We start from the raw sequence: 12,903 nt of genomic DNA, 5'->3' as shown, positions 1-12,903 counted from the left end.
GAAAATGCCAGTCAGTTTTGCTGACTGGCATTTTTATTGATCGCCGAAAACTTTCAGGCACAGCTATGTGTTCAGTAGCCAGCAAATCTGCCGCAGATATCAAAGATATTCAGACCGAATCAGATCCGTATCGAACGGCGTCAGCCCTTGTTCAGGTGCGAACACCCTCTGCGCCTGCTCTGCAGAGGCCACTCGTTCGCCTCGTGCCCGCACATGTAAATCGAAAAGTGTGTGCAGATCCGGCCTTGGTGTATGCACCAAGGCGCGCAGCATCAACGAAACTCCGCTGAGGTTATTGTCGACGTTGTTCCAGCGGGGCGATGAAGTCAGCCCCAGATCGGCCCAGATCATGCGTCGCTCCTGTAGGTCCATCACGAAGGGCAGGCAGATACTCGTATCGGAGGCGATATCGATGCGGTCGACCACGGAGCGAGGCTCGAACACTTCCCCCGATGCAGTGTCGGCACGGGCCATCCAGCCCGCGAAGCATTCAGGAAGGTCACAATATGGCTGCTGGGTAAATGAGTTGAGGGACGTAACGACATAGCGGACGCCCTTTTTGACGAGAGCATCAAGGTCGAGGTCGATGAACTCGGAAGCGCCATTAGGCGCGTCGACGATGTCGCCGCTGTGGTAACCGCCATAACCTTTGAGGTTGTAATAGGCGACCGCTTCCTTGAAGAGGAAGTCGGTGTCGAAGAAGGCGGCCGACAAGTCGATGTCCGTGCGGTCACGACCATTCTTCCACCAGAGGAACAGGCGAATGAATCGCGTGTCGGGCATTGGCAAGCGACTGCCGCGTACAAGTGTTCGCAGTGACTTCGCTGCGGCGCGCTGTGCCAGTGGCACCCGGTAGTCGCGCAATGCCGGATCGATGAAACAACGTCCCAGTGGTGGCAGCAACGTGAAACGCGCGATCAGGGCGTTCTCGCAAATCTGTGCGGCACGTGCCAATACCTGCGGTGCGATCGACTCTCGACGATCAGCAGTGCCGAAGACTTTCGCCAGCGCTCCTTTAGGTGTGAACGCCCGCAAGGGCAGGGGGCGCGGGGCATTTACCTGGGCCAGCAATTGCAGCAGCACCGGTGAGGACACTTGCGCCGCGACAGCCGCAAAGGCGTCGAGCACCGCGTCCGGTTCTGTGGCACGCCGTAACATCACGTCCAGACGGCGCGCGAATTCTCCGGGACGATCCTGCAGCACCGACGTAAGCGCGGCGATCTGGTGCTGGGCAAGCATGGTTTCGACACGCGACCCGAACGAGGCCGGTGGATCGTTGCGTCGCGCTGCGGTGATGGCCGCGAATGCCCGCGGATACTTCTCAGCGTAATCGCCTGGATGCAGGACTTCGGCCAGACGTTTCCAGCGTTCCGCCTGGCGCATCACATCCTCGGTAGCGTTGGGCATGCGGTCGAGCAGGCGCAACAGCTTGCGACGCATCGAACGTTTCATTTTGCTAAAGCGCGTCAGAGCCGTTGCCAGCGATACGTCTCCGCCATGCAGTGCGATCGCCACGCGCAGCACGTCGGTTGCAGTTTCGACATTTTGCTCAAGGAATTCCTCGACCCGGGCATCGTCACCGATATGCAGGATCAGCGCGCCGCCAACCAACGCGCGAATCTCGCGGAACGGGATAGTCTCGGGCAGCAGACGGAACACGTCGTTTCTGTAAGTTCGGATAAACCAAGTGACATCCGCGGCTTCCTCTTCGGACAGCGAGGTGCGCGATGAGACCAGCGGCTCGAGCAATGCCTCGAACTCGCTGACACTTCCTGGTTCGATAACCCAATGGATGAAGTTGCCTTCAAGCATGGCTGGCCGAACCTGTTCGCTGGGTGGCAGGCGCCGAAGTGTGTGGTAGTGAATGACAGCGTTGAGATACAACTCCGCCTCTGTCGCTTCGAGGACTTGATTGGGGAAGTCAGGATAAAACGGTCGGTGATGTACGTGAGCACCGCTGCGACGCCGCAGGACGCGAATGACTTCACGCAGCCAATTTTTGAGTTCTACCGCAGAGAGCAAGCCGATCTGCTCGATCAGCGACTCGGAAAGTACACATCGGAACGCAGCGACTTCTTTGACAGCCGATGCGACCTGCGCGCGTGTGGCTCCGCCAGTACCCGCTGGGACATGGAGTTTTGTACGGCGCCGCAGGAACAGCTCCTGATTCATCATGATTTCTTCCTTGGTCGCCGTTTCCAGTGAGGTGAAGCTCACTGCGCAATCGATACGAAAACGCCTGCAATAAGCAGGCGCGGTGTGGAGAGCGGAACCCCTAGTTCAGAGGGGTAGAAGGAAGGTGTTCCATAGCCACGGCGGCATATTAGCGGAGGTCGGTCTGGTTTGTCAGCGAATCACATATTTTGAAACGGGCTCGCCTGTTAGCGAATGTCAGCGCCGCGCCACATCCGAAAAATAGAACTTGTCCAGCGTATGCCGTGACTCGGTGTATTCAAACTGGCGGCCGTCCTGCAGAAAGGTCTGGTTGCTGACCACGATGACATGGCTCTGGCCGTCGAGGTCCAGGTGTTGTTGGTCGTCTTTGCTGGACGGCACGGCTTCGATGGTGCGCTGGGCGTAGGCGATCTGCAGTTGCAGGGTCTGTTCGATGTGGGCGTAGATCGAATGTTCGGCGATGTCTGCAGACAGGTCGGGAATCACTGCGCTGACGAAGTGGTTGATGTCGAGGATGACGCGCTTGCCGTCGATGCGCCGTACCCGCTTGATGCGGGTGATCGGGCTGCCGGGCTCGGCGTTGATGTGTTCGAGCAGCGCACCTTCCAGCGGGACCTGGCACATCTCGACCACTTCGGTGCTGACGTCGTTGCCCAAGCGCGGGTGGGTCTCCTGAAAACTGACGATGCCGCCCAGCTGAAATTCGATCGGGTTGGTCGACAATACGAACGCGCCTTTGCCGTGAATCTTCTGGGCAAACCCGCGCTCCTGTAACTGATCGATAGCCTTGCGCACAGTGCCACGGCTGGCCTGATAGGTGTCCATCAGCTCGGTTTCGGAGGGCAGCCGGGCGCCGCGCTCCAGGCGCTGGGTGGTGATGCTGGCAAGCAAATCGCTGTAGATCTGGTTGTATTTGCTCATGGCTGGGTTCTGTGCCGACGGTGCTCAAAACCCTGAACCTTAAGGGTAGGGTAGGGCTTTGTCCATGCGGAGGACGGAAAACATCTTAGGTCCAAGTAGGAAAAATCCCTGCTGATCTGATGTTCATCCACGCACACAAACTCGTACAGACGAGTTGTTGCATTAACTCGTACAGACGAGTATTTTTCCTCTCGGCGTGCTGCCAATAACAACAATCCACGACGGAAGAACAAGCATGAGCCATGACTATCCGAACATCGCCAAGGAACTGCTGGAAAGCCTCGGTGGCCGCGACAACATCGAGCAGGCGGCGCATTGCGTGACGCGCTTGCGCCTGGCGTTGAAGAACCCGGCGCTGGTGAATGTGGCCGCACTCAATGGCGTCGATCTGGTCAAGGGCTCGTTCTTCACCGGCGGGTTGTATCAGGTGGTCATCGGCCCGGGCGATGTTGAAAAGGTCTACGCCGAACTGCGCCAACAGACTGGTCTCGCGGCGTCGACCATCGCCGACGTTAAACGGACAAGCGCCGAGAAGATAAACGCCATGCAGCGGCTGGTGCGGGTGTTTTCCGATGTGTTCATGCCGATCCTGCCGGCGCTGATCATTGCCGGCCTGTTGATGGGTATCAACAACCTGCTCGGCGCCAAGGGCATGTTCATCGAGGGCCAGACCCTGCTCGATGCCTATCCCAACCTCGACGGGTTGTGGAGCCTGATCAACCTGATGGCCAACACCTCGTTTGTGTTCCTGCCGGCGCTGGTCGGCTGGTCGGCGGCCAAGCGTTTCGGCGGCAGCGAAATCCTCGGCATCGTCCTCGGTCTGATGCTGGTGCACCCTGACCTGCTTAACGCCTGGAACTACGGCAAGGCCGTTGCCGGACTGGATGGGCAGCAGCTGCCGTATTTCGACATTCTCGGCCTGTTCCAGGTGGAAAAGGTCGGTTACCAAGGGCAGATCCTGCCGATCCTGCTGGCGGCGTACGTGATGAGCGTCATCGAAAAATGGCTGCGGGCGCGAGTGCCCAACGCCGTGCAATTACTTGTGGTGCCGATCACCACCATCGTTGTCACTGGCGTGCTGGCGCTGGCGATCATCGGCCCGGTGACCCGGCATATCGGCATCTACATCACCGAAGGGCTGGTGATGCTCTTCGATCTGGCGCCGCTGGTGGGCGGTCTGATTTTCGGCCTGTTGTATGCGCCGCTGGTGATCACCGGCATGCACCACATGTTCCTCGCCGTGGACCTGCAACTGATTTCCAGCCAGGGCGGCACATTCATCTGGCCGATGATTGTCATGTCCAATCTGGCGCAGGGCAGTGCGGCACTGGCGGTGTTCTGGATGACGCGCAATGCGCGGGACAAGAGCATGGCCTCGACCTCGGCGATTTCCGCCTACTTCGGAATCACTGAGCCGGCGATGTTCGGCGTCAACCTGCGCTACAAGTTTCCGTTTTACGCCGCGCTGGCCGGTTCGGCGCTGGGTTGCATGTTCCTCTCGCTGAACAAGATCCAGGCCTCGGCCATTGGCGTTGGCGGCCTTCCCGGTTTCATCTCGATCATTCCGCAGTTCATTCCGATGTTCGTCATCGGGATGCTGATTGCGATGCTCGTGCCGTTTGCCCTGACCTGCGTGCTGAGCATGAAGATCGTCCGTCCGGGTTACCGGGTTGCCTGAAATTCAACTGTAGGGAGCTGCCGGAGGCTGCGATCTTTTGATCTTGCCTTTCAAAATCAGAAGATCGCCGCCTTCGGCAGCTCCTACACGGCTCCTGATATTCAAGAGGAAAATTCGCCATGCAAGACTGGCAACGTTCGGTGATCTACCAGATCTACCCGAAGAGCTTTCACAGCCATGCGGGCAACGCCACTGGCGACCTGCTCGGCATCGTCGCCAAGCTCGATTACCTGCAATGGCTGGGGGTCGATTACCTGTGGATCACGCCGTTCCTGCGCTCGCCGCAGCGCGATAACGGCTACGACATCAGCGACTACTACGCGGTCGATCCGAGCTACGGCAGCATGGCCGATTGCGAACTGCTGATCGCCGAAGCGGGCAAACGCGGAATCAAGCTGATGCTCGACATCGTGGTCAACCACACCTCCATCGAGCATGTCTGGTTCCAGCAGGCGCGCAGCAGCCTCGACAACCCTTACCGCGACTTCTATATCTGGCGCGACCAGCCGAACAATTGGGAATCCAAGTTCGGTGGCTCGGCCTGGGAATACGAGGCGCAGACCGGCCAATACTATCTGCACCTGTTCGACCACACTCAGGCCGACCTCAACTGGGACAACCCCAAGGTCCGCGACGAAGTGTTCAAGATGATGCGTTTCTGGCGCGACAAGGGCGTCGGAGGCTTTCGTCTGGACGTGATCAATCTGATCTCCAAACCGGCGGACTTCCCCGAAGATGACAGCGACGGTCGGCGCTTCTACACCGATGGGCCTAACGTGCATGCGTACTTGCAGCAAATGCACCGCGAAGTCTTCGAGGGGCATGAGCTGATCAACGTCGGCGAGATGTCGTCGACCCGCCTCGAACACTGCATCCGCTACTCCAATCCGCAGTCAAAAGAATTGTCGATGACCTTCAACTTTCATCACTTGAAGGTCGATTACCCGAACCTGCAGAAATGGGTCCGCGCCGATTTCGACTTCCTCCAGCTCAAGCAGATTCTCTCCGACTGGCAGACCGGCATGCAGGCGGGCGGCGGCTGGAATGCGCTGTTCTGGTGTAACCACGATCAGCCACGCGTGGTCTCGCGGTTCGGCACTGACGGCGAACACCGCGAGCTGTCGGCGAAGATGCTCGGCACGGCGCTGCACTTTCTGCAGGGCACGCCGTTCGTTTATCAAGGTGAAGAACTGGGCATGACCAATCCCGGCTTCGAGAGCATCGAGCAGTACCGCGATGTCGAGACGCTGAATATTTTTCGCCTCAAGCGTGAAGCGGGGGCAAGCGACCTCGACAACATGGCGGCGATCATGCAGAAATCCCGCGACAACGGGCGCACGCCGATGCACTGGCATGCCGGGCACAATGCTGGTTTTACAAGTGGTGAATCCTGGATTGGCGTGCCGGCCAATGCTGCGCAGATCAACGTCGCCCATCAACTGCACGACCCGGAATCGGTGCTGCATCACTATCGCCGCCTGATCGCCTTGCGCCGCACTGAAGCGCTGATCTCCGACGGCGTCTATCGCCAGTTGTTGCCGGAGCACCCACAAGTCTGGGCGTACCTGCGCGAGGGGGCGGGTGAACGTTTACTGGTGGTGAACAACTTCTATGGCACCGAGTGTGATGTCGAGCTACCGGCGCTGATCGACGAATCCCAGGAACAGCGTTTGTTGATCAGCAACTACCCGGACTGTCCGCAACGCACACGGTTGCTGCACTTGCGACCTTACGAATCCTTTGTGCTGCACCTGACCGACCCCTGATTTTTAACTGAATAACAACCTTTGAAAAAACACGCAGAACGCTGCGCGGGGGATTTGTGCGCGCTGAATTCCTGCGACCACACAATAAAAACAATGGGTGGCATATGAAAACAACCATGAATTATAGCTTGGCAGTCGCCGGATTTTGTCTGGCAATGCCTACGTCTTCACAGGCGCTGGAGTTTGGCGGCTATCTGCGCAGCGGTGTCGGCACTTCGGTCAACAGCAGCAGCCAGTCGTGTTTCCAGTTGCCTGGCGCGCAGACCAAATATCGCCTTGGTAACGAATGCGAGCAGTACGGCGAGCTCGAGTTGCGCCAGGATCTGTACACCCTCGACGACGGTTCGGTGCTGAGCGTCGACGGCATGGCGTCGTTGTACAACCGCTACGATCGCAGCCTGACATTCAAGGAAGACAACGGCTCGATTCGCTTGCCGCAGGCGTACGCACAATGGTCGGCGATGCCTGCGCTCAATGGTGGCTCGCTGTGGGCGGGGCGGCGCTACTACAAACGCAACGACATCCACATTTCCGATTTCTACTACTGGAACCAGAGCGCCACCGGCGGCGGTATCGAAGACGTGTTGATCGGTGGCTTGAAATACAGCTACGCCTTTTCGCGCAAGGACAATCTTTACCAAAAGGATTACATCAATCGGCACGACTTCAACGTCGGCGGTTTCAACAGTAACCCGGGCGGTGAACTGGAGTTTGGCCTGAGCTACATCGACAAGCCCGACAGTCGCGACGCCCACCGTGGCTGGGCGATCACCACTCAGCACGTGCAGCAGGCCTTTTTCGGCGGCAAGAACAAACTGGCGCTGCAATACGGTGAAGGGCCGGGCACCGGTTTGGGCTATACCGGTAACGTCAGGCTCGATGACCGCAACAAGAGCTATCGCATCGTCGAGTTCTTCGACTGGCAAATGACGCCGCGTTTTGGCGGACAATTCCAGGCGGTGTATCAAAAGGATATTCGTCAGGGCGGCGCCGACCAGAACTGGTTGTCGCTCGGCGTACGCCCGGCCTATGCGCTGAGCGAGCAGTTCAAACTGGTGACCGAACTGGGTCACGACCAGGTCGAGGCGGCGGACGGCACGCGCAAGCTGAGCAAATTCACCTTCGCGCCGACGTGGTCACCCAAAGGCCCGGAATTCTGGGCGCGCCCTGAAGTGCGTCTGTATTACACCTATGCCAGCTGGAATCAGGCGGCCAAGCGTGCCGCCAACCTGTTGGCCAAAGGTTCGGCGCTGTCCGACACGGGGGCCTTCGGCAACGCACGGCACGGCGCCAATGTCGGGCTGCAGGTTGAATACTGGTGGAAATAAGCAAAGCGGCTGCGACCGCTCATTCAATCAATACAAGCTCAGGTGATGTCATGGCCACACCCCAACAATTGCAGCTGCTGGCTCCTTTATCCGGCGTGCTGATGGCGCTGGATCAGGTCCCCGACCCGGTATTTGCCGGGCGGATCATCGGCGACGGTTTGTGCATCGACCCGACTTCGTCAACCCTCTGCGCACCATTGGCCGGCGTGGTCAGTGATGTGCAGGCCAGCGGGCATGCGCTCACCATCACCAATGATGCGGGTGTTCAGGTGTTGATGCACATCGGCCTGGACACGGTGAATCTCGCCGGCGAAGGATTCACCCGCCGCGTTGAAGCCGGGCAGCGGGTCGAAGCGGGGCAGGCGCTGATCGACTTCGATGCTGACTACATTGCCCTGCATGCGCGCAGTTTGTTGACCTTGATGCTGGTGGTCAGCGGCGAGCCGTTCGATTCACTCGTAGGCTCAACCGGGTGGGTCGAGGTGGGCCAGCCAGTGCTGGACGTCGTGGTCGGCGCAGCCGTCGGCGAACATCCAGCGCCGCTGCCGGGCGATGCGATGTTCTCGCCGCCGATCAACCTGCCCAATCCCAATGGTCTGCACGCGCGGCCGGCGGCAGTATTCGCTCAAGCGGCGAAAGCATTTTCAGCGACCATCCATCTGCACAAACTGCAAGCGCAAGCCAATGGCAAATCCCTGGTGGCGATCATGGCTTTGCAGACGGTCCATGGCGACAGCGTGCGGGTCAGCGCCGAAGGTGAAGACGCCGAGGCGGCTGTCGAAGCGCTGACCCGCTTGCTGACTGAAGGCTGCGGCGAAGCTGTCACGGCGCCCGCGCCAGTCGAAGTCGTCGCCGCAGAAATGCCGAACATCCTGCGCGGTGTCTGTGCCTCGCCCGGTTCGGCACTGGGGCAAGTCATGCAGATCGTCGAAGCATCGCTCATGGTCAACGAGTTCGGCGCCGAGCCGCCAGTCGAACTGGAGGCGTTGAGCCAGGCACTGATCGAAGCCGACATGGCTTTGCAACATCTACGTGACACCGCCAGCGGCCAGGCGCAGGCGGAGATTTTCAAGGCGCATCAGGAACTGCTGGCCGACCCGAGCCTGCTGGATCAGGCCAGGGCGCTGATCGACGCGGGCAAAAGCGCGGCGTTTGCCTGGAAGACCAGCACCGACGCAACGGCGGCAATGTTTCGCTCGCTGGGCAACGCCTTGCTGGCCGAACGTGCGGCGGATCTGGATGATGTCGGCCAGCGCGTGCTGAAGCTGATCCTCGGTGTTCACGAGCAGACGCTGGAGTTGCCGGACGACACCATTCTGATCGCCGATCAGTTGACTCCTTCACAGACTGCCGGGCTCGATACGCGCAAGGTGCTCGGGTTTGCCACCGTTGGCGGCGGCGCCACCAGCCATGTCGCGATCCTCGCGCGAGCCTGCGGCTTGCCGGCGATTTGCGGTATGCCGCTGCAAATGCTCGGGCTCGGCAACGGCACGCGGGTGCTGCTTGATGCCGACAAAGGCGAATTGCAGTTGCACCCGGACGCCGAGTCCATCGATCAATTGCGCACGCGGCATGAGCGCCAGCGCCAGCGTCATCAGCAGGAACTGGCCCAGGCCAGCGAGGCGGCCTGCACCCGTGACGGTCAGCACATCGAAGTCACCGCCAACGTTGCCTCGCAGGGCGAAACCGCCCAGGCCATGGAGCTGGGCGCGAGTGGCGTTGGCCTGCTGCGTTCGGAGTTTCTCTACCTGGGGCGCCAGCAAGCGCCGAGCCACGATGAACAAGTGGCCACCTACAGCGCCATCGCCCGCACCATCGGGCGGGCACACAATCTGGTGGTGCGCACCCTCGATGTCGGCGGGGACAAGCCGCTGGCCTATGTACCGATGGACAGCGAAACCAATCCCTTCCTTGGTTTGCGCGGCATTCGCCTGTGCCTTGAGCGCCCGCAATTGTTGCGTGAGCAGTTCCGCGCAATCCTCGCCTGCTGTGAACTGACGCGTTTGCACATCATGTTGCCAATGGTCAGCAATCTGGCCGAGCTGCGTCTGGCGCGGCAGATTCTCGAACAGGAGGCGCGAGTGCTGGGCCTGGCGCAACTGCCGAAACTGGGAATCATGATCGAAGTGCCCGCCGCTGCGCTGATGGCCGATGTGCTGGCGCCTCACGTGGATTTTTTCTCCATCGGCACCAATGACCTTACCCAGTACACCTTGGCCATGGATCGTGATCACCCGCGTCTGGCCAGCCAGGCGGACAGCTTTCATCCTTCGGTACTGCGCCTGATTGCCATGACGGTGAAGGCTGCGCATAGCCACGGCAAATGGGTCGGCGTCTGTGGCGCCATGGCGTCTGAACGTCTCGCGGTGCCGTTGTTGCTGGGACTGGGCGTGGATGAGCTGTCGGTGAGCGTGCCGTTGATTCCGGCGATCAAGTCGGCGGTGCGCGAAGTGACTCTGGCGGACTGTCGGATCATCGCCGAACAAGTCTCGAACCTGGAAAGCGCCGGTGACGTGCGCGAAGCCTTGCAGCAGTTTCATGGGGCGAAAGTCGATGCCTCGCCGGTTATGGAGAATTGAACATGTTCGACAAATTGCAGCAGGCATTCTGGAAAGCACTGACGCCAGATCTGGTCCCGGATGAGGTGAAAGCCGCCGTCGATCCGGTGGCCGGATTGAGCGCAGAAGTTGTTGCCGCGCTGGGCGGTGTGGCTAACCTCAAGTCACAGCAGCCGGTGGCGTTGACCCGGGTGCGGGTGGCGCTGCATGACGAGGCGCGGATCGACCGTCAGGCGCTGAGTGTCGCCGGTGTGGCGGGCGTCATGTGCCTTGAAGGCGGCGTGCTGCACCTGATCACCGGGCTGCGCGCGCAGGGCTGACAAGACGTGCGGCCGCAGGTCGCCCTTACTGTTTCTCAACTGCGGGTGTATCGTATTCGCCTTTTTGCGGATCCCTCGGGGTCCGTCGCTGATACGTGAGGTAGTTGAGTTCATGTCCTTTACCCGTCGCCAAATCCTCGGTGGCCTGGCCGGTCTTGTTGTCGTTGGCGTAGGCGCGGGAGGCGCGTCGCGTTACTGGCTGGGGAAAATGGCCGACGCCGAGGCCGGCCACGACTATGAACTGATCGCCGCGCCGCTCGACGTGGAGCTGGTGCCGGGCCACAAGACCGAGGCCTGGGCGTTCGGTCCGTCGGCGCCGGGCACCGAGCTGCGCGTGCGTCAGGGCGAATGGTTGCGGGTGCGTTTCATCAACCATCTGCCGGTGGCGACCACCATTCACTGGCACGGCATCCGCCTGCCGCTGGAAATGGACGGCGTGCCCTACGTATCGCAGCTGCCGGTGCTGCCGGGCGAATACTTCGACTATAAATTCCGCGTGCCGGACGCCGGCAGCTACTGGTATCACCCGCATGTCAGCAGCAGTGAAGAACTGGGTCGCGGGCTGGTCGGGCCGCTGATCATCGAAGAGCGCGAGCCCACCGGTTTCAAGTACGAGAAAACCCTGAGCCTGAAGAACTGGCATGTCGACGAGCAAGGTCAGTTTGTTGAATTCAGCATCCCGCGCGAAGCAGCCCGTGCCGGCACGGCGGGGCGCCTGTCGACGATCAATGGTGTGCCGTTGCCGGTGATTGATCTGCCGGCCGGGCAGATCACCCGGGTGCGTTTGCTCAACCTCGACAACACCCTGACCTATCGCATCAATATTCCTGGCGTTGAAGCGAAAATCTACGCGCTGGATGGCAACCCGGTCGAGCCTCGGCCATTGGGCAAGGAATACTGGCTCGGCCCCGGCATGCGCATTTGCCTGGCGATCAAGGCACCGGCGGCGGGCGAAGAGTTGTCGCTGCGCAATGGCCCGGTGCGTCTGGGCACGCTGCGTTCAGTCGCCAACACCGATGCGCCGACGGATTGGCCGAAAGCGCTGCCGGCCAACCCGGTGGCCGAGCCGGATCTGGCCAATGCGGAGAAACTCAACTTCAATTTCGAATGGGTCGGCTCGGTTTCGGTGAATACCGAAAACGGCAAACCGCCGAGCCTGTGGCAGATCAACGGCAAGGCCTGGGACATCACCGACAAGACGTGTGCTGACCGACCGATCGCCAGTCTGAAACTGGGCCAGAGCTATATTTTCGAACTGAAGAACATGACCCAATACCAGCACCCGATCCACCTGCACGGCATGAGCTTCAAGGTGATCGCGTCGAACCGGCACAAAGTCGTTCCGTATTTCACCGACACCTATCTGCTGGGCAAGAACGAGCGTGCGCAAGTGGCGCTGGTGGCGGATAACCCGGGGGTGTGGATGTTCCATTGCCATGTCATCGACCACATGGAAACCGGCCTGATGGCCGCGATCGAGGTGAAGTGATGCGTCAGATCCGCCCGGCGGCGATCATGGACCGCAGCCGCGACCGCGACTTCATGCGCGAAGCCCTGACACTCGCAGCACAAGGCGCAGCCCTCGGCGAAGTGCCGGTAGGCGCGGTGCTGGTGCAGGACGGCGAGATCATCGGACGCGGCTTCAATTGCCCGATCAGCACCAGCGACCCGAGTGCCCATGCGGAGATGGTCGCGATCCGCGCGGCGGCGCAGGCAGTGGATAACTATCGCCTGCCGGGCAGCACGCTGTATGTAACGCTGGAACCGTGCAGCATGTGCGCGGGGCTGATCGTGCATTCGCGGGTGGCGCGGGTGGTGTATGGCGCGCTGGAGCCCAAAGCCGGGATTGTACAAAGTCAGGGGCAGTTTTTTACCCAGGGCTTTTTGAATCACCGGGTGTTGTATGAGGGTGGGGTGCTGGCTGAAGAGTGTGGGGCAGTGTTGACCGAATTTTTCCGCGCCAGACGCACAAAACCCGCTGAATAAACACGGATTCATTGTGGGAGCGGGCCTGCTCGCGAAGGCATTCTGTCAGTCACCGAATGTATTGCCTGACACACCCTCTTCGCGAGCAGGCTCGCTCCCACATGGGCACGGCTGCGCATGTGATCTGGGGTTACGACACCGCTCCCACAAAAGGCGTATTCCAACGCTAGA

At 60.2% G+C, this 12,903-nt stretch carries 9 protein-coding genes; 7 read left to right on the top strand and 2 right to left on the bottom strand.

All coding sequences use genetic code 11. The annotated features are described in order from the left end of the window. Positions 1-99: 99 nt before the first annotated feature. The gene (locus AB4N53_RS14210) at positions 100-2,217 is read right to left on the bottom strand and encodes a TerD family protein (protein WP_460121252.1); all 2,118 of its coding nucleotides are present in this window, start codon (positions 2,215-2,217) and stop codon (positions 100-102) included. A 174-nt stretch (positions 2,218-2,391) separates the two neighbouring features. After that, positions 2,392-3,096 carry a trehalose operon repressor gene (gene treR / locus AB4N53_RS14205; RefSeq protein WP_460121250.1) on the bottom strand — a complete coding sequence of 235 codons (705 nt, stop codon included), beginning with the start codon at positions 3,094-3,096 and terminating at the stop codon, positions 2,392-2,394. 235 nt (positions 3,097-3,331) lie between these two features. Here treR and treP point away from each other — a divergent pair, with 235 nt between their 5' ends. The 7 genes from treP to tadA all read left to right on the top strand — a co-directional run bounded on the left by treP (position 3,332) and on the right by tadA (position 12,732). Then, on the top strand, positions 3,332-4,774 hold the full coding sequence (gene treP / locus AB4N53_RS14200; protein ID WP_460121248.1) for a PTS system trehalose-specific EIIBC component: 1,443 nt from the start codon (positions 3,332-3,334) through the stop codon (positions 4,772-4,774). 119 nt (positions 4,775-4,893) lie between these two features. Next, complete coding sequence (gene treC, locus AB4N53_RS14195) at positions 4,894-6,540, top strand: alpha,alpha-phosphotrehalase (RefSeq protein WP_460121245.1); 1,647 nt, start codon at positions 4,894-4,896, stop codon at positions 6,538-6,540. A 104-nt stretch (positions 6,541-6,644) separates the two neighbouring features. After that, the gene (locus AB4N53_RS14190; RefSeq protein WP_460121243.1) at positions 6,645-7,868 is read left to right on the top strand and encodes a carbohydrate porin; all 1,224 of its coding nucleotides are present in this window, start codon (positions 6,645-6,647) and stop codon (positions 7,866-7,868) included. Positions 7,869-7,918: 50 nt separating this feature from the next. Continuing rightward, a complete protein-coding gene (gene ptsP / locus AB4N53_RS14185) occupies positions 7,919-10,447 on the top strand; it encodes a phosphoenolpyruvate--protein phosphotransferase (protein ID WP_460121241.1) in 2,529 nt (842 codons plus the stop codon). Between the two features lie 2 nt (positions 10,448-10,449). Further along, positions 10,450-10,746 (top strand): PTS transporter subunit EIIB, encoded by a 297-nt coding sequence (locus AB4N53_RS14180; RefSeq protein ID WP_434766624.1) that lies wholly within the window; start codon positions 10,450-10,452, stop codon positions 10,744-10,746. 112 nt (positions 10,747-10,858) lie between these two features. After that, on the top strand, positions 10,859-12,235 hold the full coding sequence (locus tag AB4N53_RS14175) for a multicopper oxidase family protein (RefSeq protein ID WP_460121239.1): 1,377 nt from the start codon (positions 10,859-10,861) through the stop codon (positions 12,233-12,235). Continuing rightward, a complete protein-coding gene (gene tadA, locus AB4N53_RS14170; protein ID WP_460121237.1) occupies positions 12,235-12,732 on the top strand; it encodes a tRNA adenosine(34) deaminase TadA in 498 nt (165 codons plus the stop codon). Before AB4N53_RS14175 ends, tadA begins: the two co-directional genes overlap by 1 nt. Positions 12,733-12,903 lie beyond the last annotated feature (171 nt).

The organism is Pseudomonas sp. H3_E04 (assembly GCF_054668915.1).
The sequence above is the reverse complement of the archived record's forward strand: the minus strand, read 5'-3'. Positions and strand labels throughout refer to the sequence as shown.